This window comes from Kaistia sp. UC242_56 (assembly GCF_044452255.1).
In the GTDB taxonomy this organism is placed as follows: Bacteria; Pseudomonadota; Alphaproteobacteria; order Rhizobiales; family Kaistiaceae; genus Kaistia; species Kaistia defluvii_A.
The window spans coordinates 696,981-722,897 of sequence record NZ_JBIOAN010000002.1; the positions used below are offsets into that span (position 1 = coordinate 696,981).

The 25,917-nt window shown below is 65.4% G+C and carries 26 protein-coding genes and 1 tRNA gene; 18 read left to right on the forward strand and 9 right to left on the reverse strand.

The genetic code is table 11. The features are described from left to right. Positions 1–40: 40 nt before the first annotated feature. Positions 41–949, reverse strand: a complete 909-nt coding sequence (locus tag ACHMWQ_RS05975; protein WP_396306762.1) for a LysR family transcriptional regulator — start codon at positions 947–949, stop codon at positions 41–43. Positions 950–1,055: 106 nt separating this feature from the next. On the opposite strand from ACHMWQ_RS05975, the gene ACHMWQ_RS05980 reads away from it, so the two are divergent. Next, positions 1,056–1,580, forward strand: coding sequence for a GNAT family N-acetyltransferase (locus ACHMWQ_RS05980; protein WP_396306763.1), 525 nt, complete (start codon positions 1,056–1,058; stop codon positions 1,578–1,580). Further along, positions 1,577–2,071: a GNAT family N-acetyltransferase gene (locus ACHMWQ_RS05985; RefSeq protein WP_396306764.1), complete on the forward strand. Its 495-nt coding sequence runs from the start codon at positions 1,577–1,579 to the stop codon at positions 2,069–2,071. The genes ACHMWQ_RS05980 and ACHMWQ_RS05985 overlap by 4 nt, the downstream gene beginning before the upstream one ends. A 209-nt stretch (positions 2,072–2,280) precedes the next feature. On the opposite strand, the gene ACHMWQ_RS05990 is transcribed toward ACHMWQ_RS05985, so the two are convergent. After that, the gene (locus tag ACHMWQ_RS05990) at positions 2,281–3,426 is read right to left on the reverse strand and encodes a TRAP transporter substrate-binding protein (RefSeq protein WP_396306765.1); all 1,146 of its coding nucleotides are present in this window, start codon (positions 3,424–3,426) and stop codon (positions 2,281–2,283) included. A 144-nt stretch (positions 3,427–3,570) separates the two neighbouring features. Here ACHMWQ_RS05990 and ACHMWQ_RS05995 point away from each other — a divergent pair, with 144 nt between their 5' ends. The 4 genes from ACHMWQ_RS05995 to prmB all read left to right on the forward strand — a co-directional run bounded on the left by ACHMWQ_RS05995 (position 3,571) and on the right by prmB (position 6,797). Then, complete coding sequence (locus ACHMWQ_RS05995) at positions 3,571–3,945, forward strand: hypothetical protein (protein WP_396306766.1); 375 nt, start codon at positions 3,571–3,573, stop codon at positions 3,943–3,945. Between the two features lie 87 nt (positions 3,946–4,032). After that, entirely contained in the window at positions 4,033–4,416 is a 384-nt protein-coding gene (locus ACHMWQ_RS06000) for a DUF305 domain-containing protein (protein WP_396306767.1), read from the forward strand. A gap of 205 nt (positions 4,417–4,621) precedes the next feature. Beyond that, entirely contained in the window at positions 4,622–5,374 is a 753-nt protein-coding gene (locus tag ACHMWQ_RS06005) for a hypothetical protein (RefSeq protein ID WP_396306768.1), read from the forward strand. A 433-nt stretch (positions 5,375–5,807) separates the two neighbouring features. Next, entirely contained in the window at positions 5,808–6,797 is a 990-nt protein-coding gene (prmB, locus tag ACHMWQ_RS06010) for a 50S ribosomal protein L3 N(5)-glutamine methyltransferase (RefSeq protein ID WP_396306769.1), read from the forward strand. Between the two features lie 263 nt (positions 6,798–7,060). Here the strand turns inward: prmB and ACHMWQ_RS06015 are convergent, their stop codons facing one another. Continuing rightward, complete coding sequence (locus ACHMWQ_RS06015) at positions 7,061–8,602, reverse strand: MFS transporter (RefSeq protein WP_396306770.1); 1,542 nt, start codon at positions 8,600–8,602, stop codon at positions 7,061–7,063. Between the two features lie 264 nt (positions 8,603–8,866). Here ACHMWQ_RS06015 and ACHMWQ_RS06020 point away from each other — a divergent pair, with 264 nt between their 5' ends. From ACHMWQ_RS06020 to ACHMWQ_RS06035, 4 genes are all read left to right on the forward strand, one after another. Further along, positions 8,867–9,421: a TetR/AcrR family transcriptional regulator gene (locus tag ACHMWQ_RS06020; RefSeq protein ID WP_354554333.1), complete on the forward strand. Its 555-nt coding sequence runs from the start codon at positions 8,867–8,869 to the stop codon at positions 9,419–9,421. Between the two features lie 32 nt (positions 9,422–9,453). Continuing rightward, positions 9,454–9,969: an AAA family ATPase gene (locus ACHMWQ_RS06025; protein WP_396306771.1), complete on the forward strand. Its 516-nt coding sequence runs from the start codon at positions 9,454–9,456 to the stop codon at positions 9,967–9,969. A 175-nt stretch (positions 9,970–10,144) separates the two neighbouring features. After that, positions 10,145–11,365 (forward strand): 23S rRNA (adenine(2503)-C(2))-methyltransferase RlmN, encoded by a 1,221-nt coding sequence (gene rlmN, locus ACHMWQ_RS06030; RefSeq protein WP_354554336.1) that lies wholly within the window; start codon positions 10,145–10,147, stop codon positions 11,363–11,365. After that, entirely contained in the window at positions 11,365–11,820 is a 456-nt protein-coding gene (locus tag ACHMWQ_RS06035) for a hypothetical protein (RefSeq protein ID WP_396306772.1), read from the forward strand. Before rlmN ends, ACHMWQ_RS06035 begins: the two co-directional genes overlap by 1 nt. Here the strand turns inward: ACHMWQ_RS06035 and ACHMWQ_RS06040 are convergent. Both ACHMWQ_RS06040 and ACHMWQ_RS06045 read right to left on the reverse strand, forming a co-directional pair. Continuing rightward, entirely contained in the window at positions 11,798–12,439 is a 642-nt protein-coding gene (locus ACHMWQ_RS06040; RefSeq protein WP_354554338.1) for a LysE family translocator, read from the reverse strand. The two genes, ACHMWQ_RS06035 and ACHMWQ_RS06040, sit on opposite strands and share 23 nt — an antisense overlap. 423 nt (positions 12,440–12,862) lie before the next feature. Then, positions 12,863–13,969: a lactonase family protein gene (locus tag ACHMWQ_RS06045; RefSeq protein ID WP_396306773.1), complete on the reverse strand. Its 1,107-nt coding sequence runs from the start codon at positions 13,967–13,969 to the stop codon at positions 12,863–12,865. Positions 13,970–14,147: 178 nt separating this feature from the next. Between ACHMWQ_RS06045 and ACHMWQ_RS06050 the strand changes: the two genes are divergently transcribed. The 3 genes from ACHMWQ_RS06050 (at position 14,148) to ACHMWQ_RS06060 (ending at position 17,909) form a co-directional block, all read left to right on the forward strand. Further along, positions 14,148–15,701 carry a serine hydrolase gene (locus tag ACHMWQ_RS06050; protein WP_396309398.1) on the forward strand — a complete coding sequence of 518 codons (1,554 nt, stop codon included), beginning with the start codon at positions 14,148–14,150 and terminating at the stop codon, positions 15,699–15,701. A gap of 256 nt (positions 15,702–15,957) precedes the next feature. Then, positions 15,958–17,442, forward strand: a complete 1,485-nt coding sequence (gene opgC, locus ACHMWQ_RS06055) for an OpgC domain-containing protein (protein ID WP_396306774.1) — start codon at positions 15,958–15,960, stop codon at positions 17,440–17,442. 390 nt (positions 17,443–17,832) lie between these two features. Continuing rightward, positions 17,833–17,909, forward strand: a tRNA-Arg gene (locus tag ACHMWQ_RS06060). 636 nt (positions 17,910–18,545) lie between these two features. On the opposite strand, the gene ACHMWQ_RS06065 is transcribed toward ACHMWQ_RS06060, so the two are convergent. Continuing rightward, the gene (locus ACHMWQ_RS06065; RefSeq protein WP_354554345.1) at positions 18,546–19,598 is read right to left on the reverse strand and encodes an NmrA family NAD(P)-binding protein; all 1,053 of its coding nucleotides are present in this window, start codon (positions 19,596–19,598) and stop codon (positions 18,546–18,548) included. 162 nt (positions 19,599–19,760) lie between these two features. Here ACHMWQ_RS06065 and ACHMWQ_RS06070 point away from each other — a divergent pair, with 162 nt between their 5' ends. Both ACHMWQ_RS06070 and ACHMWQ_RS06075 read left to right on the forward strand, forming a co-directional pair. Beyond that, positions 19,761–20,510 carry a HAMP domain-containing sensor histidine kinase gene (locus ACHMWQ_RS06070; protein ID WP_354554346.1) on the forward strand — a complete coding sequence of 250 codons (750 nt, stop codon included), beginning with the start codon at positions 19,761–19,763 and terminating at the stop codon, positions 20,508–20,510. A gap of 357 nt (positions 20,511–20,867) precedes the next feature. Further along, positions 20,868–21,839 (forward strand): MBL fold metallo-hydrolase, encoded by a 972-nt coding sequence (locus ACHMWQ_RS06075; RefSeq protein WP_354554348.1) that lies wholly within the window; start codon positions 20,868–20,870, stop codon positions 21,837–21,839. 44 nt (positions 21,840–21,883) lie between these two features. Here ACHMWQ_RS06075 and ACHMWQ_RS06080 read toward each other — a convergent pair whose 3' ends face one another. From ACHMWQ_RS06080 to ACHMWQ_RS06090, 3 genes are all read right to left on the reverse strand, one after another. After that, positions 21,884–22,123: a hypothetical protein gene (locus tag ACHMWQ_RS06080; protein WP_354554349.1), complete on the reverse strand. Its 240-nt coding sequence runs from the start codon at positions 22,121–22,123 to the stop codon at positions 21,884–21,886. Positions 22,124–22,802: 679 nt separating this feature from the next. After that, positions 22,803–23,075 carry a hypothetical protein gene (locus tag ACHMWQ_RS06085; RefSeq protein WP_354554350.1) on the reverse strand — a complete coding sequence of 91 codons (273 nt, stop codon included), beginning with the start codon at positions 23,073–23,075 and terminating at the stop codon, positions 22,803–22,805. Positions 23,076–23,416: 341 nt separating this feature from the next. Next, positions 23,417–24,208, reverse strand: a complete 792-nt coding sequence (locus tag ACHMWQ_RS06090; RefSeq protein WP_354554352.1) for an SDR family oxidoreductase — start codon at positions 24,206–24,208, stop codon at positions 23,417–23,419. A 334-nt stretch (positions 24,209–24,542) separates the two neighbouring features. On the opposite strand from ACHMWQ_RS06090, the gene ACHMWQ_RS06095 reads away from it, so the two are divergent. From ACHMWQ_RS06095 to ACHMWQ_RS06105, 3 genes are read left to right on the forward strand one after another with little or no spacing between them, the layout of a single operon-like run. Next, complete coding sequence (locus ACHMWQ_RS06095) at positions 24,543–24,872, forward strand: SH3-like domain-containing protein (RefSeq protein WP_354554353.1); 330 nt, start codon at positions 24,543–24,545, stop codon at positions 24,870–24,872. Next, the gene (locus ACHMWQ_RS06100; RefSeq protein ID WP_396306775.1) at positions 24,872–25,546 is read left to right on the forward strand and encodes a nitrile hydratase subunit alpha; all 675 of its coding nucleotides are present in this window, start codon (positions 24,872–24,874) and stop codon (positions 25,544–25,546) included. Before ACHMWQ_RS06095 ends, ACHMWQ_RS06100 begins: the two co-directional genes overlap by 1 nt. Further along, a complete protein-coding gene (locus ACHMWQ_RS06105) occupies positions 25,543–25,884 on the forward strand; it encodes a nitrile hydratase (protein WP_354554355.1) in 342 nt (113 codons plus the stop codon). The genes ACHMWQ_RS06100 and ACHMWQ_RS06105 overlap by 4 nt, the downstream gene beginning before the upstream one ends. Positions 25,885–25,917 lie beyond the last annotated feature (33 nt).

A 25,917-nucleotide genomic window follows, 5' to 3' on the forward strand; every position in this document is an offset into this window, starting at 1 on the left:
CATCAAGGTTGTTGGCCGCAAAGCGCTGAAACGGGCCTTTTCAACGCCGGTCCGCATGAAGCACGCCGAGCGTGGCCGCGCGGGCGACGATCCGGTCGGCCAGTTCCGCCACCAGAGGGCGCGAAAGCGCGTCCGGCGTGCCCGCGACAAGGGCGGAATCGCGCCAGATGACGGGCATGTCGATCGGCGCCAAGTCGACCAGCCGGCCGCTCGCGAGGTCACTCGTGATCGAGGCTTCGAGCAGATGGCCGATCGCGGCGCCATGCTCGATCAGCGCGCGGCCGGAGGAGAAAAGCACCTGCGAGCTGGTGCGGGCCCGGTGACGCAGCGACTGGATCGCATCCGGCGTCACCTGCCACCAGAAGAAGGAGAGGAAATGCGGCGCCACCGCGAAGATGCGGTCGAGGGTTGGCTGCGGCCCGATCTCGCGGGCAAGCGTGGGCGAGGCGGCGAGCACGGCCTTTTCGCGCAGCAGCGCGACAGGCTCCAGCGCCTCGAGCAGCGGATCGAAATTCGGCCAGCCGATGATGGCAAGGTCGATGCGCCGGTCATGCAGCCATTCGGCGATGTCGCGGTGGCGGCCTTCCTCGAACTGCAGCTCGACGCGCGGATGGGCGCGCATGAACTCGACCACGGCCGGCGTCGCCAGCGGCTCGATCAGGCTGCGCAGCGAGGCGAAGGCGATGCGGCCGCGATCGACGCTGCGCATCGCGTCCTCGCTTTCGAGCAGGGTCGCGAGCACGCGGCGGGCATAGGGCAGGAAGGTGGCGCCGCGCTCGGTCAGCTCCACCTTGCGGCCGCGCGTGAACAGCGCGCCGCCGACATGGGCTTCCAGCGCGCGGATGCGCATCGAGATCGTCGCCTGGGTGACGTTGAGCCGGGCGGCGGCCTTGGTGAAGCTGCCGTCGCGCACGATCCGGTCGAAACTGCGGAGCTGGTCGATATCCATAAGGATTGTTTATGCGATGCTTCAATATTTCCTATTATCGTAGTTTATCATTGACAGAAGCGATGCCAAGGCCTGTTTTTGGAGGGAGAGAAAGAACCCTGGAGCCATGATGGCCTCGATCCTGAAACTGGATGCTGCCGCCGCGCGGGCGGCGATCCCGCAGCTTGCCGACATCCTCGTCGACGCCGTGGCGCATGGCGCGTCGGTCAATTTCATGGCCGGCTTTTCGCAGGCCGAGGCCGCGCGCTTCTGGCAGGGCCAGATGGAGGCGATCGAGGCCGGCGGCCGCGAGCTGCTGGTCGCCGAGACAGGCAGCAAAATCGTCGGCACGGTGGTGGTGACCTTCGCGCCGCAGCCCAACGGGCCGCACCGGGCCGAGATCGGCAAGATGCTGGTGCATTCGAGCGCCCGCCGGCAGGGCATCGGCAGCGCGCTGCTGCAGGCGGCGGAGGCTGCCGTGCGCGCCTCGGGCCGGACGCTGGCGCATCTTGATACGCAGACCGGCTCGGCCGGCGAGGCGCTGTACCGGGCGCATGGCTGGATCGAATATGGCGTGATGCCCCGCCATTCCTTCACGCCGGATGGCACGCTCGCTTCGGCGACATTCTTCTACAAGCAGGTTGGACCATGACGACGATCCGCCCGGCCACCGAGGCCGACCTTCCCGCCATCCTCGCCATCTACAATGACGCGGTGGTCAACACGGCGGCGATCTGGAACGACGACATCGTCGATCTCGACAACCGCATCGCTTGGTTCCGCACCCGCACGGGCCAGGGCTTTCCGGTGCTGGTGGCGGTCGAGGGCGACCGTGTGCTCGGCTATGCCAGCTATGGCGACTTTCGCGCTTTCCAGGGCTATCGCTTCACGGTCGAGAACTCGATCTACGTCGCCGGCGATGCGCGGGGCAAGGGAGCCGGCTCGGCGCTGCTGGCGGCGCTGGTCGACGCGGCGCGGGCGCAGGGCAAGCACATGATGGTCGCCGGCATCGAGGCCGGCAACGACGTCTCGCTGCGCCTGCACGCGAAGCAGGGCTTTGTCGAAACGGCGCGCATGCCCGAGCTCGGCTTCAAGTTCGGCCGCTATCTCGACCTGGTGTTCCTGCAGAAGACGCTGGACTAGACCCCCAGGGCGCGCAGGGACACTCGGACTGGACGTCGACAGGCAGAACTCCGTCATCCTCGCGCAGGCGAGGATCCATACCGCCGTGCCATCGGGCGCTTCACGCGACAGTCAACCCGGCTGAATGGATCCCGGGGTATCTGCCCGGGATGACGGCGAGGGTGGGGCCGGCGAGGGTGGGACTGGGCAAGTCGAAGGGGCTATGCCCCCTAGATCGCCAGCGCCCGGGCGCGCATGGCGAGCGCGGCGCCTTCGGCGACGGCGGCATAGGCGACCGCCTTCTTGCGGAAGGCGATGAAGGCTGGGTGCACTTCCTTGGCCACCGGGCTCGATTCACCGACCTCGGCAAGCACCTCGGCCGAGGTCTTGGCCAGCGCGTCGATCACCGGGTTCGGGAAGCTCTTCACCACCGTGCCGCGCTCGACCAGCATCGGCAGGGCGACGATATTGTTGGCGGAGAAATCGGCCGAAACCTCGGTTGCCGACGCCAGCGCGGCCGAGCGCACGACCGCGCGCAGGTCGTCCGGCAGCGTCTCGAACGCCGTCTTGCCGACCATCAGCTCCAGCGCGGTCGCCAGTTCGTGGAAGGCCGGCATGTAGCAGAACGGCACGGCGCGCGGCAGGTTGAGCGCCAGATCGTTCCACGGGCCGACCCATTCGGCCGCGTCGATCGTGCCGGATTCGAGCGCCGCGGCGATGTCGCCCTGCGGCAGCAGGACCGGGCTGGCGCCGAGCCGCTTCAGCACGTCGCCGCCGAGGCCGGTGATGCGGATGGTCAGGCCCTTGAAGTCTTCCGGCGTCCGGATCTCGCGCTTGAACCAGCCCGCCGCCTGCGGCCCTGTCGAGCCGACATAGAAGGGCAGCACGCCGAACGGCTCATAGGCCTTTTCCCACAGGATCTGCCCGCCGCCAAAGGCCAGCCAGGCGATGTGCTCGTTGGCCGTCAGGCCGAAGGGCACGCCGGAGAAATAGTGGAAGGCCGGGTCCTTGGCGGCCCAGTAATAGGGCGAGCCATGGCCCATCTCGGCCTTGCCGGTCGAAACCGCGTCGAACACCTGGCCCGGCGCGACGAGGTCGCCGGCGTCGAACACCTGGACCTTGAGCCGGCCGTCGGAAAGCGTGCCGATCCGCTCGGCCAGGCGCTGGGCGCTGACGCCGACACCCGGCGTATCCTTTGGCCAGGCCGTCGCCATCTTCCAGACGAAGCTTTCGGGGCTGCGCGCGACCGAGGGCGCGGCGAGCGGCGTCTCGGCGAGAACGGGGGAGGCCAGCGATACCGCGACGCTCGATCCGAGTCCGGCCGCGCCCAGCCGGAACAGTTGTCGTCGTCCGATATCCGCCTTGTCCCGCGTCATTTCATTCTCTCTCGATCCCCTCGACATGCTCTATTGCAGCCTATCAGTGCTGAATGACAGCTGAACACTTATCTGGCCAGCGTGAACAGAAATCTGCCCAATCCGGACATTGACGCGGGCCCGCGCAAAGACCAATTTCCCGGCATGCAGAATATCCGGCGTCTCGTGGCTCTTGTCTGGATCGTCCTCAGCGTGCTGGTGCCCGGTGGTGCCGGCCCGGCCATGGCGATGGATCATGCGGCCCAGCCGGATTGTCCGCACGCCGCGCCGCTCATCTCCGCCAGCGCGGCGAGCCAGCTCGGCGTTCCGGCGCACCGCATGACCATGGCCTCGGGCGGCCACGCGCCGGCCGCCACGATGGCGATGCCGTCCTGCTGCGTCGCGCTGCCGGGTTTCGCGCTTTTCGTCGAGGCGATGCCCGAGCGTCTCGCCGCTCCCGGCGCTGCGCCGCGCCCGCTTTCCGACGTCATGCCGGCCCAGCGCGCCATCGGCCCCGACCTGCCGCCGCCCCGCGGCTGATCGTTTTTCCTTTCCGCCATCGATGCGTCGGCGCGTGCGGGCCGCGACGCCGCCTGTTCCTGCCCGCCTCATGCATGAGAAACGATCATGACGTATTTTGGAAAACTGGCGGCCGCTGCCGTCTTCACGCTCGCCATCCTGCCGGCCTCGGCCGAGGAGACGATGGACCACAGCCAGATGGACCATGGCGCGATGTCGTCGGAAAAGCCGGGTGACAGCGCCTCGACCAAAGCCTTCCGCGCCGCCGACAAGGCGATGATGGAGGGCATGGCGATCGACTATTCCGGCAATGCCGACGTCGATTTCATCCGCGCCATGATTCCCCATCACGAGGGCGCGGTCGCCATGGCCGAGATCGAGCTGAAATATGGCAAGGACCCCGAGGCGCGCAAACTCGCCGAGGCCGTCATCCGCGCGCAGAAGGAAGAGATCGCCTTCATGAAGGACTGGCTCGCCAAGAACAGCAAATAATAAGCCGTAGAAGAGAGGAGATCGCGGCCGCCCGAATAGCGGCCGCGATCTTGCCGGAACCCGCCAACGATTTTTGATCCGACCCGCGCCGGGAGATTGACACTTGCAACGCGCGGATGTTCCCTCCGTGAACGGGGGACGTGCGATGCCGTCGTGGCTTCGCTGGGATCGGATGTCATCGCGACATCAAAGGGAGATCGGCACTATGAAGATGCGATCCACATTGATCTTGGTGGGCGCCAGCCTATCCTTGGGGCTGTTCGCGGCGACCTTGCCGGCATCCGCCGCAACCAAGTCGGCCGCCATGCAGAGCTGCAGCGACGACTGGGCCAAGATGAAGGCCGACGACAAGGTTCCGGCCGGCCAGACCTGGCCAAAGTTCTGGAGCCAGTGCAGCAAGGACTACGCCGCCGCGCATCCCGAGGATAGCGACGCCGCGACTGCCGCCAAGGCCCCCGCCGCGCCCGAGCCGAAGGCCGCCGCGAAGTCGACCGCGAAGGCCGCTCCCGACAAGGCCGCTGCGGAGGCCAAGCCGGCTGGGGCCAAGTCGGCCGCCATGGCGTCGTGCAGCGACGACTGGGCCAAGATGAAGGCCGCTAACAAGGTTCCGGCCGGCCAGACCTGGCCCAAATTCTGGAGCCAGTGCAGCAAGGATTACGCCGCCGCCAATCCGGACGCGACTGCCCCCGCCAAGCCGGGCAAGGCAAAGGCTGCCGCGGCCGATGAGGAACTCGGCATGGCGCTGCCGGATCCGGACGCCGCCGCCAAGCTCGACGCGACCAAGACCACTGCCGGCAAGAAGCCGATGACCCCGGGCCAGCAGGCCGCGGTCGTCCGCATCCGCGCCTGCGGCGCCGAATGGCAGGAGAAGAAGAAGGCCGGCACCCTGCCGCAGGGCGCGAAGTGGCCGCAATACTGGAGCGACTGCAACAAGCGCCTGAAGGCAAAGGGGCAGTAGACCGCTCCCGGTTCGGCCGTCTCGCCGCCCCGCGCGCTCGAGACGGCCCCACCGCTCAAGCTTCCTTCCCCTCTCCCTGAGGGAGAGGTCGACGGCCGCAGGCCGGCGGGTGAGGGTTTACGGCCTCTCCGGATGACTTCCTAAAACCGCAACCGGGCTTCCCGGCTCGATTGGAAAATCGGCCTGTTTGTCGAAGGACCGGCCAGACATTTGGGTGTTCCCTGGACCCTCCTTCGAGGCCCGGCTTCGCCGGGCACCTCAGGATGATGGCCGGTGTTTTCGGGCGCGGCCCAGGGCAAATCGCGAACGTCGGCTAATGTCGACGCACCCTTCCGGACCGGAGATGAGACTGGAGATCGCAGGCTGGAGAGATGCGCGCGGCGTTCCGACCTGCTAGGACGTCTCGAAACCTTTTCTTAACCACGAGCCTGCCTTGACCGAATCATCCGCCCCCGCCGATCAGCTCTTCACGGTCCGCGACTTCCTGCGCTACGCCGTCAGCCGCTTCAACCAGGCCGGCCTGGCCTTTGGCCATGGCGCTTCGACGGCGTTCGACGATGCCGCCTTCCTGGTGCTGGAAGGCCTGAAGCTGCCGATCGACACGCTGGAGCCCTTCCTCGACGCGCGCCTGCTTCCCGAGGAACGCACGCGCCTGGCGGAGCTGATCGAGGCGCGGGTGACCACCCGCAAGCCGACGCCCTACCTGCTCAACCGCGCCTATATCCAGGGCGTGCCCTTCTTCGTCGACGAGCGCGTGATCGTGCCGCGCTCCTTCATCGGCGAACTGATCCATTCGGACTTCTTCGGCGGCGAGGAGTTCACGTTGATCGACGATCTCTCGTCGGTCGAGACCGTGCTCGACCTCTGCACCGGCTCCGGCTCGCTGGCGATCCTGGCGGCCGGCGTGTTCGAAAGCGCCGAGATCGATGCCGTCGACCTGTCGCCGGATGCGCTCGAAGTCGCGAAGATCAACGTCGCCGAGCACAATCTCGGCAACCGGATCGAGCTTTATGAGGGCGACCTGTTCGCCCCGCTCGGCGACAAGCGCTACGATTTGATCCTGACCAACCCGCCCTATGTCGACGAAATCGCCATGGACGAGCTGCCGGAAGAATACCGGCACGAGCCGGTGATGGCGCTGGCCTCGGGCCTGGATGGTCTCGACATCGTCCGCCGCATCCTCGACGCGGCCGCGGCCCATCTCAATCCGGGCGGCGGCATGCTCTGCGAGATCGGCGCCGGCCGCGAGATCCTCGAGGCCGAATATCCGCATCTCGATTTCTTCTGGCTCGATACGGAAGAGAGCGACGGCGAAGTGTTCTGGCTTTCGGCCGAGAGCCTCGGCGTCGAGGACACGGCTGTCGAGGACCAGGACCTGGCCGATCTCGAACAACTCGATGGCGACGCGCCCGAAGACGTCTGATCGGTCGCTTCCCTGCCGTGACATGAAGAAGGCCCGCTTCCGGGAATGGAAGCGGGCCTTCTTTTTTTTGGGGGGCGTTGGGTTCCCCTCGACCATTATCCTGAGGTGCCCGGCGAAGCCGGGCCTCGAAGGAGGGTCCAGGGATTACCCTTGCTTCTGACCGCCAGGCGATTTTCGCCCGCTGGACCCTCCTTCGAGGCTTCGCTCACGCGAAGCGCCTCAGGATGATGGGGGAGCCGGCCGATCGGCCGGAAGTCTTCCGCTTACGCGCCGATTTCCAGCATGATCGGCTCGCGGCGCTTCTTCGGCTGGCGGGTGCGCAGCGTCACCAGCGTGATCAGCGCGGCCGTGAAGGTGATCGCCGAGCAGATCAGCATGGTGTTGCGGAACGCCGCGCCATAGGCCTCGGCCGCGATCGCCCGTTCGATCGAGGGCGCCAGCGCCGCTGCCTGGTCGAGGCCGCCCCCGGCCACCGCATTGGCGAACTGGCTGGCGATGTCGACCGGCAGATCGCCGACGCTGCCGCCGATCCCGCCGGTGACGAAGGCCGCCATCAGCGCGCCGACAATGGCGATGGCGACGGTTTCGCCGGCGACCCGCATGGTGCCGAAGATGCCGGTCGCCATGCCGGCCCGCTCGGTCGGCACGACGCTGATGGCGAGATCGTCCATCAGGCCCCAGGGCAGGGCGGCGCCGGCGCCGATCATGAACAGCGGCAGGATGAACGTCGTCGGGGCGGCGCCGACCGGCACGAAGGCCAGCATCAGCACGCCGGCGCCCGCCAGGATCAGGCCGAGCCCGGCCAGGATGCCCGAGGGAATCCAGCGCGCGATGTTGGCGGCGACGAAGGGGATCGTTGCGATCGGCAGGCTGAGCGGCAGCAGCATCACGCCGACCTGCAGCTCGTCCATGCCCTCGATGCGGATGAAGCGGGCCGGCAGCAGGATGAACGGGACGATGAAGGAATAGGCGACCGCGACCGGCAGGGCCTGCACCGAGACGAAGCGGGCATAGCGGAACAGCGACAGGTCGAGCATCGGCCGCGTCTGCAGGTTCTCGATGGCGATGAAGGCGATCAGCAGGATCGCCGCGCCGGCGAGCAGGGCGACGACCAGCGTGTCGTCCCAGCCGCGCTCCGGTCCGAGGATGATGCCGAAGGTCAGCGCCACCAGCATGGCGGTGAAGCTGGCCGCGCCCCAGCGGTCGATGCCGATCGCGCCGGGATCGCGGGTCTCGCGCATTCGGGGCACGCCGACGAGCAGGGTGAGCAGGCCGGCCAGGGCGGTGGCGACGAACAGAGCCCGCCAGCCGAACGAGCCGATCAGCGCGCCGGCGATCAGCGGGCCGAAGGCGAGGCCGATGCCGAAGCCGGTGCCGAGCAGGCCGAGCGCGCGGGTGCGGTCGGCGCCTTCATAGTCCTGCGCCACGGCGGCGAAGCCGGCCGAGATCGAGATCGCCGCCGCGATGCCCTGCAAGGCGCGCAGAAAATCGAGGATCAGCACGTTGGGCGCCAGCGCCACGGCCAGCGAGGTGAGGGTAAAGCTGATGGCGCCGATGCGGAACATGCGCTTGCGGCCATATTGATCGGCGAGCGCGCCGCCGAGCATGATCGTGCTGCCGAAGGCGAGCATGAAGCCGTTGACGATCCATGTCAGCAGCGAGAGCTCGCCGCCGAGATCGCGGCCGATGGCGGGCGTCGCCACCGCCGGCCCGGTGAAGGAGAGCGGCATGGTGACCGCGACGAGGAAGACGGCGGCGAGCACGAGGTGCCGGCCCGCGGGCGCCGGGTGAGAAGCGTCGGTCATGGTGGTCTCGATCTGTTGGGCGGGGCCGGCGCGGAGGCGCGGCCCTAGGGACGCTGAAGCCCGCGACGGGAGAGGCGTCGCGGGCTCAGGGTCACCGCCGACTCGTATTTATGTGTCGGTCGATACACAAATCATAATGGCTTGATTCCCGCCGTCAAGCGCTTTATTTGTTGATCGTTACAAAAAGAAAAGGGCTGCACGCACGCCATGAACGCTCGCGGACGTCCCCGCAGTTTCGATCGATCCGTCGCCCTCGAACGGGCCATGGATGTGTTCTGGGCTCGCGGTTATGCCGGTACCTCGATCTCGGAGCTGACCGAGGCGATGGGCATCAATTCCCCCTCGCTCTACGCCGCCTTCGGCTCGAAGGAAGAGCTGTTTCGCGAAGCCGTCGCGCTTTACGTCGCGACCGACGACGCCTGCACGCTGCAGATGCTGGAGGGCGAGCTGACGACGCGGGATTCGATCTCGGCCATGCTTTTCGCCAGCGCGCGTTCCTGCGTGCGGCCCGACAAGCCGGTCGGCTGCTTCGTTGTGCTCGGCGCCACCAATGGCGGCCCCGAGACCGATGCGGCGCAGCAGTTCCTGTGCGACCGGCGCAAGGACATGGCGCGGCGCATCCGCGACCGGCTGGAGCGCGGCGTTGCCGATGGCGAGTTGCCGTCCGGCCTCAACCTGGAACGGATCGCCGCCTATTTCGGCACCGTCATCAAGGGCATGTCGATCGAGGCCCGCGACGGCGCCAATGGCGAGACGCTGCTTTCGGTCGCCAAGAGCGCGATGCTCGGCTGGGACGCGCTGACCTCCACGCAGGGTTGACGGTCCACGCCGCCCGGCGCTAGGCACGGGAGATGTCCCAGCCTCGCCTCATCCTGATCACCGGCGCCATGGCAGCCGGCAAATCCACCGTCGCCCAGGCCGTCGCCGAGGCGCTGCCCAAATCCGTGCATCTGCGCGGCGATGTCTTCCGCCGGATGATCGTCAATGGCGCCGCCGTGATGGGCCCCGTGCTCGATGACGAGGCGCAGGCGCAGCTCCAGCTGCGCCACGATCTCGCCTGCGACGCCGCCCGGCGCTATCACGCCGCCGGCTTCTCCGTCGTCTACCAGGACATTCTCATCGGCCGGCATCTCACCGACGTGGTGGCGCGCCTCGCCGATCTCGATCCCCGGATCGTCGTGCTCTGCCCCGACGCCGCGACGCTGGCGCGCCGCGACCGGGAACGTAGCAAGACCGGCTATGGCGAAGGCTTTCCGCCGGAAATCCTCGCCGACGCGCTGGTTCGCGAGACGCCGAGGATCGGGCTCTGGATCGACAGTTCGCAGATGACGGTCGGCGAGGTCGTCGCCCGGATCCTTGCCGCGTGAAGCCCCAGTTCGATGCCGATCCGCGCCGATCGGCCGGCTGCCCCTTGTCCGACGCAGGGCGGCCGCTCATTTGAAGCATTCCTGATTTCTCGAAAATTGTGATATGAGGCCGGCAACAATGATGGATGGCCTCGATGCGCGCACTTCGCGCCCGGCCTCTCACCCGGATATCGACATGACCGCACCGCTCGCCGTGGCCACCACCGCCCCGCTTCAGGTTCCCCCGCTTTCGAAGGACGAGACGCCGTCCCTCGTCGGCCTCACGCGCGCCGAGATCGGCGAGAAGCTGGCCGGCATCGGCATTGAGCCGAAGCAGATCCGCATGCGCACGGCGCAGATCTGGAACTGGATCTATGCCCGCGGCGTCACCGATTTCAACGACATGCTCAACGTGTCGAAGGACCTGCGCGCGACGCTTGCTTCCCATTTCACGCTGAAGCGGCCCGAAATCGTCACCGAGCAGATCTCGCAGGACGGCACGCGCAAGTGGCTGCTGCGCTTTCCGCCGCGCGGCGCCGGCCGGCCGGTCGAGATCGAGACCGTCTACATCCCCGAGATCGGCCGCGGCACGCTCTGCGTCTCCAGCCAGGTCGGCTGCACGCTCACCTGCTCGTTCTGCCATACCGGCACGCAGAAGCTGGTGCGCAACCTGACGGCGGAAGAGATCGTCGGCCAGATCCTCGTCGCGCGCGACCGGCTGGGCGACTTCCCGGACAAGTCGACCCCGGTCGGCATGGCCGTGCCGTCGGAAGGCCGCCTCGTCTCCAACATCGTCATGATGGGCATGGGCGAGCCGCTCTACAATTTCGACAACGTCAAGCAGGCGCTGCTGATCGCCTCGGACGGCGAGGGCCTCTCGCTCTCGAAGCGCCGCATCACGCTGTCGACCTCCGGCGTCGTGCCGATGATCGAACGCACCGGCGCGGAGATCGGCTCGATGCTGGCTATCTCGCTGCATGCCGTGCGCGACGATCTGCGCGACATGCTGGTGCCGCTCAACAAGAAATACCCGATCGCCGAGTTGATGGAGGCCTGCCGCAACTATCCGGGCCTCACCAATGCGCGCCGCATCACCTTCGAATATGTGATGCTGAAGGACGTCAATGACAGCCCGGCCGACGCGCGTGAGCTGGTCCGCCTGCTCAAGGGCATCCCAGCCAAGATCAATTTGATCCCATTCAATCCCTGGCCCGGCGTCAACTACCAGTGCTCGGACTGGGAGACGATCGAGACCTTCTCCGACATCGTCAACCGCGCCGGCTATGCCTCGCCGATCCGCACCCCGCGCGGTCGCGACATTCTCGCCGCCTGCGGCCAGCTGAAGAGCGAGAGCGAGCGCATGCGTGTCCGCGAGCGGCTGGCGCTCGAGGCCATGGTCACCAGCGACGACGACTGATGCGGGCTTTCCTCCGGATCATCCTGCTGATTCCGCTGGGGCTGATGGCGGCGATCGCCTCGGCCGTCGCCGTCTATCTCGCTGCTTTCGGCTTCACCAGCAACGACATCTGGGATGGCCCGAATGGCGAGATCCCGGTGATCCTCGCGCCGGCCTTCGTTCTTCTGGTCGAGATTTCGCGCTACGCGTTGCTGCCGTTCCTGGTCGGCATCGTCGTGGCCGAGGTCTTCGCCTTGCGCTCGGCGATCCTGTGGACGCTGTTTGGCGGCGCGATCGGCCTTGGCATCCACCTCGCGGCCAAGAGTACGGAATTTGCCGCGCTGCCGCCGGTTGCGGCCGGGCTCGTCGCCGGCTTCGCCTATTGGGTCATTGCCGGCCATGGTTCGGGGCTGGCGGCCCAGGGCCGCGCGCTAACCGCTCCGGCGGAGCGGCCTACTTCCCCTGGGCCAGAATAAGCCGCACGGCGAAGCCGCCCATCACGCTGGCGAACAGCCAGTCGACGGCGCGCGTCGCGCGCGGCGAGCGCTTCAGGAACGAGGCGAGCGAGCCGGCCGACCAGATCATCGCAATGCTGATCGGCGTGGCCACGACCACGAACATCAGGCCGAGAAACAGCAGCTTGCCCGCCGCATGCGGGTCGGACGGCGTCACGAATTGCGGCAGGAAGGTCACGAAGAACACGATGATCTTCGGGTTCAGCAGATTGACCATCAGGCCCTTCAGATAGACCTTGCCGATCGGGTCGCTGGAGCCCTTGCCGCCGACCGAGAGCGCCGATCCATGCCGGATCGCCTGCACGGCGAGATAGACGAGATAGGCGGCGCCGACGACCTTGAGGATCGTGAAGGCCGTTGTCGAGGCGGCGAGCAGCGCCGAAAGCCCGACCGCCACCAGCACCGTATGGACGATCAGCCCGGTCGAGGCGCCGGCGAAAGCGGCGACGCCGGCCTTTCGCGATTGCCCGATGGCCTTGCCGAGAAACAGCGTCATGTCCGGCCCCGGTGTCAGCGTCAGCGCGATGACGGCCACGAGATAAGCCAGGAAAACCGAAAGCGAAGGCAGGAAGGTGAGCATGGCGGCAGCTCCGTTGCGGCAAGAGCTATAACACGCCGCAGGCTGGCGTCGATGGGGGAGACGAAAGCACTGGTCCTGATCGATCGGCTGCACCAGCACGGAGTGTCTGGCTGATTCCAAGCACTCAACCATCATCCTGAGGTGCCCGGCGAAGCCGGGCCTCGAAGGAGGGTCCAGGTAGCGCTCTGATGGAGGCGCTCTGGTGAGACTTTCGCTCGTCTACAGGCCGCAATGCCCACTGGACCCTCCTTCGAGGCTTCGCTGACGCGACGCACCTCAGGATGATGGCGGAGCGGGACCGATCCGCTCGGAGGTTCCGAAATCTCGAGGCCCTACGAGCGTCATCCGGGCGGATCCCGGCCTTGCCGGGGCGACGGCCTTGCGCTCGGCGGGCAACGGCAGCCTGCTCGGTAGAGCGGATGGCTACCCCACCGTCACAAAACAGATCGCGGTCGGCGTTCCGACGTCGATGTCGTGGCCGAGCGCCGTTAGCGATCCGTCTGCCGCATCGACGCCGAACAGCGTGACCCCATCGCTGTCCTGGTTGGCCACGGCGAGCGTCCGGCCGTCCGGCGCGAAGGCGAAGTGGCGGGGCGTCTTGCCGCCCGAGGGCACTGCGGTCCGCAATTTCGCGATCCCGTCCTCGCCGATGTCGAAGATCGACAGGCTGTCGTCGCCGCGATTGGCGACATAGAGGAAGCGCCCGTCCGGTCCGAGCTTGATTTCCGAGCAATGGTTGCCGGTGGTGTCCGCCAGGGTCGGCGTCACGTCGAGCAGGTGGAACTGGCCGCTTGCCGGGTCGAAGCCGAAGGAGGCCACCGTCGAGGCCAGTTCGTTGACGCCATACGCAAAGGGCTTTTCCGGATGGAAGGCGAAGTGGCGCGGGCCCGAGCCGGGCGGCAGCGCGGTCTCGCCGGCTCTTTCGATCGCGCCGGTCGCGGCGTCGAAGCGATAGGAGACCAGCCGGTCGATGCCGAGATCGCTGACGACGAGATAGCGGTTGTCCGGCGAAGCCAGCACGCAATGCGCATGGGAGCGGTCCTGCCGGCCGGCATCCGGCCCGCGACCGGCATGCGCCGCCGAGGCAGCGACCGGATCCAGCCCACCATCGGCCCGGCGCGGGAACACCACCACCGACTGGTTCGGCAATTCGCTCTCCGGCGTCCCCATGTAGTTGGCGACCGCCACGAAGCGCGCCGACCGGTCGAGGCTGGCATGGGCGGTGATGCTGCCCAGCGTCGACTGGCGGTTCAGATAGCGAAGGCCGCCGGTCGCACGATCGATCGCATAGGCGCTGACGAGGCCCTCGTTCCATTCGGGCACTTCGCTCGTGGCGTAGAGCGTGGCGCCATCGGGCGCGGCGGTGAGGAAGGTCGGGTTCTCGATGCCGCCCTGGATGCCGAGCGGTGTTGCCGTAGCGTCGCCCAGGTCGAAGGCAAAGACCGAAATGCCGGGGGCATTGGCGCTGGCGAAATAGGGCGTCGGCCGATTGCAGCCGCCGATATAGAGAAAGGTGTTCCGCTCTGCCATGTCTGGCTCCCCCACGCTTCGCGCGGTGCGGCCGCGCTTCGGGCCGAACGATAGCCAAGTTCGCGGCGCGCCGTCACCGTCCTTTTGGCCGGGATCCCCGTTCCGCCTTCGCTTATGCCCGGGCCTTGTGCTGGCGCCGCGCTCTGGCACAATCATGCCGCAACGGAAGGGTGGCGACATGGGCAGGGGCACGATCCGGGCTTGGCAATGGGCGGCGGCCGCGGCCGTCTTGGGAGCAGGCTGCGCCGGGGCGCTGGCCGAACCGGTGTCGCGCGACAAGGTGATGGCGGCCCTGCCGCGCCTGGAGGCCATGGCGCAGCAGCTCGTCACCAGCCGCGCCGTTCCGGGCCTCGCCATCGCGGTCGTGCACGAGGACGAAGTGGTTTACCTGCGCGGCTTCGGCCTGCGCGAGGCCGGCAAGGCGGAGACGGTGGACCCGGACACCGTTTTCCAGATCGCCTCGCTGTCGAAGCCGGTTTCGGCGACCGTCGTCGCCGCTTTGGTCAGCAGCGGCGTCCTCGGCTGGGATGCGAAGATCGCCGATCTCGACCCCGCCTTCCGCCTGTACGAGGCCTATCCCAGCGCCGAAGTCACCGTTCGCGATCTCTTCGCCCATCGCAGCGGCCTGCCGGGCAGCGCCGGCAACGATATCGAGGAAATCGGCTTCGACCGCGATACGGTGATGCACAGGCTGCGCCTCGTGCCGCCCTCGTCGAGCTTTCGCGCCGGCTATGCCTATAGCAATGCCGGCCTGACGGCGGGGGCGCTCGCGGCGGCCAAGCCGACCGGCCTGTCCTGGGAAGCGGTCGCCGAAACGCGGCTCTTCCAGCCGCTCGGCATGATGTCGACCAGCGCCCGCCATGCCGATTTCGTGGCCCGCGCCGACCGCGCCGCGCTGCATGTCGATATCGGCGATGGCTGGGAGGCGAAGGTGACGCGCGATGCCGACGTGCAGGCGCCGGCCGGCGGCGTCAGCTCGAGCGCGCGCGACCTCGCCCAGTGGATGCGGCTGGAACTCGCCAACGGCGAATGGAACGGGCAGAGGCGGATCGGCGCCGATGCGCTTGCCGCCACGCACGAGCCGCTGATGTCGCGCGGCAAGAACCCCGTAACCGGGGCGACCACGTTCTACGGGCTGGGATGGAATGTCGAATTCGGCCGCCACGGCCTGAGCTGGGGCCATGCCGGCGCCTTCAGCGCCGGGGCGCGCACGCTGGTCCAGCTCTATCCGGATGCGTCGCTCGGCATTCTCGTCCTGGCCAATGCCTTTCCGACCGGCGCGCCGGAGGGCCTCGCCGACAGCTATTTCGACTGGGTGTTCGACGGCTCCTTGCGGCAGGATTGGCTCGGCGCCTGGAACGGCCTGTTCGCCAGCCTGTTTGGCCCGGCGATCGAGGCCGCGAAGGCAGCCTATGCCGAGCCGCCGCAGCCATCGACCCCGGCGCTGCCGCTCTCCGCCTATGCCGGGCGCTATCGCAACGCCTATGTCGGCGACGCGGTGCTCGCCGAAGCGGATGGCAAGCTGACCCTGTCGCTCGGCCCCGAGGGCCGGCACCGTCTGCCCCTCACCCATTTCGACCGTGACCAGTTCCTGGCCTATGCGGCGCCGGAGATGCCCGACATGCCCTCCGCCATCCGCTTTGCCATCGGCCCCACCGGCAAGGCTGAGGCGGTAACGATCGAGTTCCTCGACGACAACCATCTGGGCACGCTCGTCCGCGTCGCCGACTGAGCCTTCGTCGGCGCGACCTGCTTTCCGCAGCCGGCGTAATTTTGCCATCTCCCCTCGCTTATCTCCGCGCGTCGCCTCTGGCTTGGGGCGGCACGCCGCAGGGCGGGGGTGGGGGAATGGCGAAAGATCGTATGGAAATGGCGGGAACGCTGGCTATTGTCGTTCCAAAGCCGTCCGATCCATGGTTTAGATCGATTGTCAGGCATCCTTTGCGCTGGCGGGGATGCAGCACGGGTCGTCGGCCGGGAGGACAGCTTTGATTGCTCAATTCGGGCAGCGTTTCAGTACGCCCGCGCAATATGCGCTGACCTGCCTCTTCGCCCTGCCTTGCTTCGCGCTTCGCCTGCAATGGCCCTGGCACAGCTTCTCTTTCTTCCTGTTCGCGCCGGCGGTGCTGCTGGGCGCGGCGCTGTTCGGCAAGGGGCCGGCGATCCTCGCCACGGTGCTGACGGCGGTGTTCACGGTCTTCTTCTGGATCGAGCCGATCTACACGCTGCGCCTGTCCTCGGCGCAGGTGCCGCCGCTGGTGCTCTATGCGCTGGTCTGCATCGGTATTGTCGGCCTGTGCGAATGGTCGCGCGCCGCGCTCAACCGCGACCACCGCGCCGCATTGGCGGAAGCCCGCGCCCGGGCCTCGGCCCGCCTCGACGGCATCGATTTCTGGCGCGGCCTGGTGCTCTGCACGATCTTCATCAACCACGTGCCCGGCAATGTGCTGGAGGCGATCACCCACCGCAATTTCGGCGTCTCGGATTCGGCCGAGGCCTTCGTGTTTCTCTCCGGCGTCTCGCTGGCGCTCGCCTATGGCCACCGTTTCCGCCCGGGCGAGCGGGCCGGCGTGCTGGTGGCCATGCTGCGGCGGGTGCTGAAGCTCTATGGCGTGCATGTCGCGCTTTCCTTCGCGGCGATCGCTATCTTTTCCGCCGGCGCGCTCTACTGGCGCCAGCCGGACCTGCTGATGTCGCATGGCCGCTCGCTTTATGTGAAGGATGCCTGGACCTGCCTGATCGGCATCGTCTCGCTCGGCCACCAGCTCGGCTATTTCAACATTCTGCCGCTCTATATGGCGCTGATCCTGGCGGTGCCGGCGCTGCTCTGGCTCGCCCGCATCGACGTCACGCTCATGCTGGTCGTCTCGGCGCTTCTCTACGCGCTCACCCGCTATACCGGCTGGAACCTGCCCAACTGGCCGGCCCAGGGCGGCTGGTTCCTCAATCCGCTCGCCTGGCAGTTCATCATGGCGATCGGCCTTGCCGCCGGCCTGGCGCTGAAGCAGCGCGGCGAGATCCCCGTTACGCCGCCGCTGTTGCTGCTGGCGGCCATCGTCGTTGCCATCGGCTTCCTGATGTCGCCCTATGGCCCCGGCGCCGCGCGCGACTGGATCGGCGCCAACGGCCATCTCGATACCGACAAGTCGGTGCTCGGCCTGACCCGGCTCAGCCATTTCCTGGCGCTGGCCTATCTCGTCTATGGCCTGCGCATCAGCGCCTTGTGCCGCCGCTCGGTCCTGTTCGCGCCGCTGGCGACGATGGGCCGGCACGGCCTGCTGATCTTCGCGCTGCTGTCGGTGTTCTCCGCGCTGGGCCAGGTGCTGGTCACGACGGTGCGCACCGGCGTCTGGTTCGACATCGCCTTCCTGGGCGGCGGCCTGGTTCTGCTCTGGTTCGTCGCCCATCTGGCCGATACCGCCCGCCCACCCCGCCGCCCCCGCCCCGTCGCCCAACCGGCCCTGGCCGGGTAGGGGGGCGCCGAGCGCTCGATTCTACCTGGCCCCAGGAGGGCGAAGGACGCACGCGCCCTCTGGCAGACCCAGGGCGCTGGGGGGCGCTCGCTTCCCTTACCGGCGGCGCCGCGGGGAGCACGCATTCGGACCTGCCACCCTGTCGGAGGAGCATTGACTAGAATTGGGGGGTGATCCCGACCCGATTCCGTATGGCTTGGTTTCAGGATGGCAACAGGGGACTGGGCTAGCCAGGGCTGGAATTGCTCGGGCCCGGGGACGACGCGTCGAGCGGGACATTGGGTTGGTGCGGGGGCAGTGAACTCTTCGGTGAAAGGCTGGCTTTCACCATTGCTGCCTGCCGGTCCTTCGTTTATGTAGACCGGCACGCGGCCTTGCCGCTTCCGGCATGCACCCGTAGCTCAGCTGGATAGAGCGCTGCCCTCCGAAGGCAGAGGCCAGGGGTTCGAATCCCTTCGGGTGCACCAATCTTTTCAAAGATTTGGCTCGATTGGCCGCGCTTCGTACGGAAATTGTACGGAAAACGCACTCTAAGCCCTATGGCCTCTGCTCTACCGGATGCGCTTGAGCGGGATTGGGAGTAGCCCCTCAAAGGGCCAACCTTCATCGGCCGCTTTTCTGGAGCGCGCCGTCGCTTGGCTCGTCCGCCACGGCGTGACAGTCCAGCGCGTGATGACCGACAATGGCTCGGCCTATCGCACCAACCTCTTCGCAAACGCTCTGCTGGCCCCGGGGGCCAAGCACGTTCGCACTCGCCCCGACGCGCCTCGCACCAACGGAAAGGCCGAGCGCTTCACCCAGACCAGCTTGCGCGAATGGGCTTACGGCCGCTCACGCATGCTCCGAATACTGCGCCCGCGCCATCGGCCCATGGACCGACAGCGACAACCGTGAACGACCCCACTCAGGCATCAAAGGCCCAACGCCTTGGCAACGTGTGAACAACCTTCTTGGAAACGACACCTCGGCGTTGTCGCGGCAGGATGCAGGTCGGCGGCTTAAAGAGTAAGGGCGCGCCTTGCATCTCCAGCATCCCCTCGGCTCTGAAGGAGACTTCGACGCAGTTGATCGTCTCTCGGGGCGCCATCCACAATTGTGGGCGGTTACGTGACCGCGACGGGCTGCGGCTTCGTCTGGAATAGCGAGAGATTATCGGTCAGCCAGTCGGCGACGGATCGTGGGTTTTGCCCGGTGAGTTCCGAAAAGGTGGCCGTCGACTCGGCCATGACGGACTCCTTGAACAGGCGGTCCAGCCCCAAAATCAGATCCGCCAACATTTCGCTTACCCCGGACCCAATCAGGGCCTGACGGTGTTCGGCGATCGACCGATGACGATACTCGACCGGGCGACCGAGCAGTCGTGACAGCTCTTCAGCGACCTCCGGCATGCTTACCGCGGTTGGTCCGGTCAGATGGTAGGCTCGTTGCGATTGCAGGAACTGATCTTCCAAGAGAGCAACGCGCGCCACCTCGGCAATGTCGCGCGTGTCGATCAGATTGACGCGCCCGCTACCCGCCGTCCCACCCCACGTGTCGGATGCAACCGGACCACCCGCGCGGGCGAGGGTATCTACAAACGTGCCGGGGCGGAGTGCGGTAAAGCCGATGTCCTGGGCCGCGAGATGCGCTTCAATCTTCATGTGCCAGTCGAATGGATGGAGCCGGGTCGGGGGGCCCATCGCGGAGAGTTTGACGATGTGCGGCACGCCGACAGCGACTGCCGCATCGATGATCGCGATTTCGTTGGCGACCTGCCGGTCTGACGTGCCGTGCGAGATGAAGAGCCGATCAATACCAACTAGGGCTTCTGAAAGGGTCGAGGCGATGTCGAAGTCCACTGCAGCCGTTTCGATTCCTGCAGGCAGTCGGCGATTCGTCGGATCCCGCGTCAGCGCAACCACGTCCACGGAGTCGCCAGATAGGCTCGCGACGAGCGCGGTGCCGACCCGACCGGACGCGCCGGCCACAGCGATGCGCAATCGGCCGGATTGGAAAGAGGGACTAGACATGCTGCTCGCCTTGCTGGTTTGGAACGATCCGTTGAAGCTAAAGCGAATGACCACCAGACGGGCAGTGAACGTTGGTATGGGTTCCTGTGTGAAAAGGTAGATGGGAAGATTCCGGAAGAGGGGCGGACTCTCAAGGGGCACGGCCATAACCGCCGAAATTCAAGGCTTAGAGCGGGGTCCAGGATGCTTAGCCATATGCCTCGGTATGATGCCTCCCGACCCTTGGCGCAATCGACCGCCAATCGCCCTCGGCGATATCGTCCTCGAACGCCTGCGGCCTTCGGGCGCCGTCGCCAAAGGGGAACCGCCTTGCAACACACCGAAACGACATCCAGCCATATCGCCGAGTACAATTCGGGTCAGGAGGAGCAATGGCAACTGAAAGAGTCAGGCATCGTCCATGATCTGGGCAATCTCATCCAGGTTGCGTCGTCGGCTCTGAGCCTCGTCACCCGTGATGCCTCCGTCATGGCAACTCCGGCTCTGCAGCCTCTCCTGATTGGAGCCAGCACGGCGCTACAGCGAGCCGGAGTGCTGGTTCGCGAAACGCTCACCCGAAACCGATGTGAGCCTTGCAAGCTTGAGCTGACGGATGTTGCTGAGTGTCTCCGCGAGATTTCAGCCCTGGTCAAAGGCGCCTGTGATTCGACCGTCGTTGTGGAGATCCATGCTGGAAACAACTTGCCCGCCGTCAGTTGCGATCACCAGGCTCTGCAGAACGCCATCCTGAATCTGGTATTTAACGCTCGCGATGCCATGCCGGATGGTGGGTTGATCACGATCGACGCCGCCTTGGGGGCGCCGACGTCGGACGCCCAGGTAGAGCTGACGGTTCGGGATACAGGCGTGGGAATGTCATCGGAGACGGCGCGAAGAGCCTTCGATCTGTTTTTCACCACCAAGGGGAATGGCATTGGCGGTGTTGGTCTCGCTATGGTGAAGCACTTTGTGGATACCTGCGGAGGCCGCGTCGATATTGATAGCAGGCTCGGCACCGGCACAATCGTCATTCTGCGACTGCCGGTGGCCCGCCCCGAATTCAATGGTACCCGGCTGTGACCTTCCCCGTAGGCGAGATCCCTCATTGAAGGGCCTCCCAAGGACTACGCGCCCACCGTTTGTGCGGTCGGCCTGGACGATATTTCCGCCGTCCTGTTGAGCCCGCGGGTTGTCAATAAGTCTGGCTCTCAAAAGCTGGCTGGTCGCAGCTAATTCCTCGCCACGCCACAGACGTCTCCCAGGAGGCATGTATACGTAGTTATAAGGTAATAACTATCTAATTCTGTCTACCAAGTCATCTCAAGTTTCGCGAAAATGCGTTCATTCGACATAGATCCAAAGAAATATGGATCTGAATTTGTCGGATATGACTTTCGAATCTTGTATTCATCGGATGACCTGGAGCATAGAGCTAAAATGAACGGACCATCAAACGGTAGACTGTCGCGTCGCCAGTTTTGTCTCTGCTGCGTTTCTGCCGGAGGCCTGGCGGCGACAGGGGCGTGGCTCTCTCCACGCCAAGCCTTCGCCGAAGCCCGCAATCTGGTCGACGGGTTCCGGGATGATGCAGCCAGGGCTCGCATCTCCGTCCACAAGTTGAGGCATGGCATCTCGGTGCTCGAAGGCTCCGGCGGCAATATTGCCGTTTTGACGGGAATGGACGGAAAGGTCTTCGTGGATGCAGGCATCACGGGTACACGGACCCGGATCCTCGACGCAGCGAACTCATTGAGCCGGGAACCGATCACGACTTTGATCAACACCCATTGGCATTTCGATCACACCGACGGGAACGAGTGGATCAGTTCGCAGGGCGCTTCCATCATCGCGCACCAAAATACCCAGAAGCACCTGCTCTCCGCCCAGCGGGTCGAGGATTGGGATTTCACTTTTCCCGCTTCGCCTCTTCCAGCGATTCCGACCAGGATATTCTCTGATAGCGAGCAGATCACGCTAAACAAGCAGAACATCGTGTTGCGGCACTACGGGCCGGCGCATACGGACAGCGACATATCGGTGGTCTTCTCCGAAGCAGATATTCTGCACTGCGGAGACACATTCTGGAACGGTCTATATCCTTTCATCGACTATTCGACCGGAGGCAACATCGATGGGATGATTGCGGCTGCCAACGCGAATGTTGCGTCGGCGGGCAAAGGAACCATCGTAATCCCTGGTCACGGTCCGTCGGCAGCGAGCAGGAGCGATCTTGTCGAATACCGGGACATGCTTACGGCCATTCGCGATAACGTCGCGGCGCTGAAGCAAAAGGGTCTGGACGTCGAACAAACGATAGCCGCGGCGCCCACGAAGAAATTCGATCCCAAATGGGGGAATGCGGTGATCTCGCCCGCCTTCTTCACGCGTCTTGTCTACGAAGGCGTATAGGCTGGAGCGCAACGGGAGCCGCGTGCCGCGCCGACACGGCGCGGCTACGGCGACAGAAACTCGATGGAGGCTTCCTCAGCGTTCGCGCCGAGCGAACCGGACACCAAGCGGGCGCTCTTGAGTTCTGGGACCATTCTCCTTGCCCCCGTCGCGGGCATGATTTGTTCGGTGCGGCTGACACCAACCTTGTCCTGGCGCAGGCCGGGCCGGGCGAACCGTCGCGCAAGGAGGCCCGCATAGGCGCACTGCCGTTTGCCCGATTCAAACCAACCTTCTTTGCGCAAATTTGCCGAGTCTCAGGTCGCCTTGGCGCTGTCTAGCGGAAGACCGGGATAGGCGGTGGTCGTACCGTTGTAAGGGGAGGTCCGGGATGGCTGCGTGGGGCGGAAACTTCTGTGGCCACCGTGAGAGACCGGGAATCTGAAGCAAACGGCTTATCTGCCGCCTGAAAGGCCAAGCTTCCGCTGCTGTCCGGCTTTGCCTATGCGCCAGCGGGCACCGCGGGTCGAGCGGCCCGGTGAGGTGCTGGACTAGCGGTGCCGGGCGCTTGGGAAGCCGAGCTGAGGGCTTTGCTCGCTCTGGCTAGAGCCGGTTGTTGTCGCAGGCTCGCATGAGGCGGTCGCGGATCGGGAGCCTGCTGCCTTCCATACGTGTCGAGCCGGTCGCCGGGGCGCTGGCGACGGCGTTGCAAACCTTGCCGCCGCCGGACGCAATAGGCCGCCTAGAGCAGCACGCCGTGCGAGTGCCTCGTCTACCGAAGCTGGGCCGATGTGTTCCCACGGCAGGAATTTCTATTCGAATCTGGATCCGCCCGGCACATGGCCGGGACGAAACTCGCGCCGCTTGATCTCGACGACTTCAGCGGGTGTTGCCGGCAATCCGTGGGATACGCCGCCGCGCGTGAAATCTGGGCGCCGGGATGCGCTGCGGGCTGGTCACCCCGACCGCAGCGCATTCTCGCTATCAGTCGATATCGATGTCCCGCCGACGGGCGGGATGCGGATTATAGGCACCAATGCCTTTGGGGCCCTCGTAGGTGACGCCGATGCGCTGACCTGGAAGAATACCGTAGAGAACCGTCGCATTATCGAAGGTAAATGAGTGGCCAGACTGCAGAGACAGGGTGCCGTTACTCGTATTGACGGATTCCACGATTCCGACGATCTCTTCGGCAGCAACAGAAAGATTCGCACTTGCCAGAAATGCGACAGTGGAAATAAGGGCGATGGCCTTCATAATTTTTCCAATCTATTGAGGTTGATTTCTATCGATCATGTTATTCATGTTCGATGAGGCAATGATGATCTGAATCAAAAGTTCAGTATACTGATCTATGTCTTTCGAGAGACGGAGCTGAGTAGCGCCCGGTCGATACTTTGGTTTACCCTCGGCTGTGTCGCCGGGTCCGCTTGAGATCAACGCCTACGAGGGCTGTTGCTTCGCGCTTTCATCTCGCCAGCTTGATGACCCTGAAAGAGGAACAATTTGGTCGGCAAAGGTGAGCGTCGAATCATCTGTGCGCCGGGTGACGATGGAACTGGCCCGGTTCGACGCGTCAGCGCGGAGTGAGTGTGGGATCAGGCTGAAGCGATGTAGCGGGCGCCGGGTTTGGAATGAGCGAAATCGGCGGCTAGCCGCCGCCGTTGCGACTGAAATTCATCCCAGAGCGCGCCATCCTGCAGGGAGGGGATGGTGACCAATTCGCCCCGGTCGAAGCCGACAAGGGCGGCATCGACCATCTGTTCGGGGCTCATGGCTCGCGCGCTGCGGCCATAGTCGCCGTTGCCGGCGATGTCCCAGAATTCGGTCGCGGTCCCACCCGGCAGAACCGCCTGCACGCGGATCCCCTTCGCTCCCAGTTCGTGCTGCAGGGACTGGGAAAAGGCCAGAACGAAGGCCTTTGTGCCACCGTAGACGCCATTGAGAATCTCGGGAGCGACGGCCGCGATCGACGAAATGTTGATGATCGCGCCTTTGCCCCGTCCAACGAAGCCGGGCACAGCGGCGTTGGTTAGGCGCATCAAGGCCGTGACATTGAGATCAACCATCCGTTCCATTCGGTCGATATCAGACTCCATCAGCGGGGCGACGGCGCCGAAGCCGGCATTGTTGACCAGGAGCGTGAGCGCGGGATCACTTCGGATAAGACCTTCAACGCGGTGCAGGCTCGCGGCGTCCGTAAGATCCGCGGTGACGACGCGAACCAGCCGACCGGTCTCGTTCGTGATGCGCTTGGCTGCGACTTCGAGGCGGTCGGTGTTGCGCGCGACGAGCGTGAGGTCGAACCCCCTTCGTGCGAGCCGATCGGCGTAAACAGCGCCGATCCCGCTGGAGGCGCCGGTGACAAGCGCAGTTCCCTGGTTGGACATAGCAGTCTTCCTTTTTTGAGGGTGGGATGGCCTCAGTGGGCCATCGCCACACTCATCATCCGTCGCTCCCCTGGTCGAGCCGTCCTTCGGTATTGCCCTTCCCAGACGGATGGCGGGTGTGGAGCGTGCCTCGCAGGCTCATCGCGTGTGTTCGGAGGGGCATTTTCCGGATGCCAATCCGGCGCCCCTACCAAGGTCTGCTGTCGTCGATAACAGCGTTCACTGGGCATGCGCGACGGCGGATCGCAGACTCGGTCGGGTAGCTGCAAGCTCGACCCTGACGCCGCTTGCACCGGGAGCTTGAACCGCGATCAGGGACTTTAGGAGAACAGAAATGCTGTTACCCGCACTGGAACGGCTTGTTCCGGCCGTTGGCGATCATCCCTCATTCGAGGTCGGAGAGGAGGTACGCGTACTCGATCGAAATCCGATCGGCCATTACCGCGTGCCGACCTATCTCCGGGGTGCCCAGGCGACCGTCGTGCGCATTATCCGGCCTGCCATGATCGACAACGAGCAGGAGGGATATGGGCGCAATGCAGGTGACCGCCGCCACTACTACCGCATAGCTGTCCCGCTCGTGCGCCTTTGGCCTCAATACGTCGGCTCCCCCAGCGATGAACTGCGGATTGAGGTTTTCGAAACCTGGTTGGAGCGTCTGTAATGTCTGAGCCCCATGACCACGACCATGGCCACGACCATGATCACTCCCACGACGATCATTCTCATGAAGCCCTCGATGCAGGGTCGGTATCGGGATACTACGAGGTGATGGAGACGGCGATGCGGGAACTCCTGATCGCCAAGGGCATCATTTCTGCCAACGATATCCGTCACCAGATCGAGGTACTGGATTCCCGCACCCCGGCACTGGGCGCGGCGGTGGTTGCAAGGGCCTGGAGCGATGCTTCGTTCCGCGCGCGACTTCTTGCCGACGGTCGTGCCGGATGTGAGGAACTCGGCATCAGCTTCTATGATGATACGCAGTTGATCGTGCTGGAGAACACCCATCAGGTCCATAACCTGATCGTCTGCACGCTCTGCTCCTGCTATCCGCGTCCTGTCCTCGGCCTGCCGCCGGATTGGTACAAGCTCAAACCCTATCGGGCCCGAGCGGTGAGCGAGCCGCGCCTCGTCCTGTCCGAGTTCGGTACGTTCATCCCCGACGACGTCGAGATCAGGGTCAGCGACTCCACTGCCGTAATCCGGTACCTCGTCCTGCCGATGCGCCCGCCAGGCACGGATGGTTGGTCGGAGGAGCAACTCGCCGCGATTGTCACGCGCGACGCCATGATCGGTGTCATCCCCGTCACCCTGCCCGTGGAGAGCCTTCGATGAGCACCGAGGATTTTGTAAGTCGACTTCCCAACGATATCGGCGGCTTCGAGGCTGGTTCCGTCCTGCGGGTCGAGCATGCGCTCGAACCCTGGGAGAAGCGCTGCCATGCACTCGCCGACGTGCTGGACTTCAGGAAGATCATCAACACCGAGGAGAAGCGCAAGGGCGTCGAGGCGCTCGGCGAAGCCTTGATCGGCAAGCTCCCATACTACGAGCGGTGGATCGTCGCCTTCGCCAATATCGCTTTCACCAAGGGAATCCTGACACCGACAGAGCTTGCCGAGAAAATGGCCGAAGTCGAGGCCCGGCACCCTGCAAGTCGGGGCGCAGCAAGTTGAGTGCCCAGGCGACTTGCTTCCAAGAAGCGGACC

What these genes read in the sequence shown, in the direction of transcription:
- ACHMWQ_RS05975 (WP_396306762.1), bottom strand. Translation starts at nt 949, where the DNA reads ATGGATATCGACCAGCTCCGCAGTTTCGACCGGATCGTGCGCGACGGC.
- ACHMWQ_RS05980 (WP_396306763.1), top strand. Translation starts at nt 1,056, where the DNA reads ATGATGGCCTCGATCCTGAAACTGGATGCTGCCGCCGCGCGGGCGGCG.
- ACHMWQ_RS05985 (WP_396306764.1), top strand. Translation starts at nt 1,577, where the DNA reads ATGACGACGATCCGCCCGGCCACCGAGGCCGACCTTCCCGCCATCCTC.
- ACHMWQ_RS05990 (WP_396306765.1), bottom strand. Translation starts at nt 3,426, where the DNA reads ATGACGCGGGACAAGGCGGATATCGGACGACGACAACTGTTCCGGCTG.
- ACHMWQ_RS05995 (WP_396306766.1), top strand. Translation starts at nt 3,571, where the DNA reads ATGCAGAATATCCGGCGTCTCGTGGCTCTTGTCTGGATCGTCCTCAGC.
- ACHMWQ_RS06000 (WP_396306767.1), top strand. Translation starts at nt 4,033, where the DNA reads ATGACGTATTTTGGAAAACTGGCGGCCGCTGCCGTCTTCACGCTCGCC.
- ACHMWQ_RS06005 (WP_396306768.1), top strand. Translation starts at nt 4,622, where the DNA reads ATGAAGATGCGATCCACATTGATCTTGGTGGGCGCCAGCCTATCCTTG.
- ACHMWQ_RS06015 (WP_396306770.1), bottom strand. Translation starts at nt 8,602, where the DNA reads ATGACCGACGCTTCTCACCCGGCGCCCGCGGGCCGGCACCTCGTGCTC.
- ACHMWQ_RS06020 (WP_354554333.1), top strand. Translation starts at nt 8,867, where the DNA reads ATGGATGTGTTCTGGGCTCGCGGTTATGCCGGTACCTCGATCTCGGAG.
- ACHMWQ_RS06025 (WP_396306771.1), top strand. Translation starts at nt 9,454, where the DNA reads ATGTCCCAGCCTCGCCTCATCCTGATCACCGGCGCCATGGCAGCCGGC.
- rlmN (WP_354554336.1), top strand. Translation starts at nt 10,145, where the DNA reads ATGACCGCACCGCTCGCCGTGGCCACCACCGCCCCGCTTCAGGTTCCC.
- ACHMWQ_RS06035 (WP_396306772.1), top strand. Translation starts at nt 11,365, where the DNA reads ATGCGGGCTTTCCTCCGGATCATCCTGCTGATTCCGCTGGGGCTGATG.
- ACHMWQ_RS06040 (WP_354554338.1), bottom strand. Translation starts at nt 12,439, where the DNA reads ATGCTCACCTTCCTGCCTTCGCTTTCGGTTTTCCTGGCTTATCTCGTG.
- ACHMWQ_RS06045 (WP_396306773.1), bottom strand. Translation starts at nt 13,969, where the DNA reads ATGGCAGAGCGGAACACCTTTCTCTATATCGGCGGCTGCAATCGGCCG.
- ACHMWQ_RS06050 (WP_396309398.1), top strand. Translation starts at nt 14,148, where the DNA reads ATGGGCAGGGGCACGATCCGGGCTTGGCAATGGGCGGCGGCCGCGGCC.
- ACHMWQ_RS06065 (WP_354554345.1), bottom strand. Translation starts at nt 19,598, where the DNA reads ATGGCCGTGCCCCTTGAGAGTCCGCCCCTCTTCCGGAATCTTCCCATC.
- ACHMWQ_RS06075 (WP_354554348.1), top strand. Translation starts at nt 20,868, where the DNA reads ATGAACGGACCATCAAACGGTAGACTGTCGCGTCGCCAGTTTTGTCTC.
- ACHMWQ_RS06085 (WP_354554350.1), bottom strand. Translation starts at nt 23,075, where the DNA reads ATGAAGGCCATCGCCCTTATTTCCACTGTCGCATTTCTGGCAAGTGCG.
- ACHMWQ_RS06090 (WP_354554352.1), bottom strand. Translation starts at nt 24,208, where the DNA reads ATGTCCAACCAGGGAACTGCGCTTGTCACCGGCGCCTCCAGCGGGATC.
- ACHMWQ_RS06095 (WP_354554353.1), top strand. Translation starts at nt 24,543, where the DNA reads ATGCTGTTACCCGCACTGGAACGGCTTGTTCCGGCCGTTGGCGATCAT.
- ACHMWQ_RS06100 (WP_396306775.1), top strand. Translation starts at nt 24,872, where the DNA reads ATGTCTGAGCCCCATGACCACGACCATGGCCACGACCATGATCACTCC.
- ACHMWQ_RS06105 (WP_354554355.1), top strand. Translation starts at nt 25,543, where the DNA reads ATGAGCACCGAGGATTTTGTAAGTCGACTTCCCAACGATATCGGCGGC.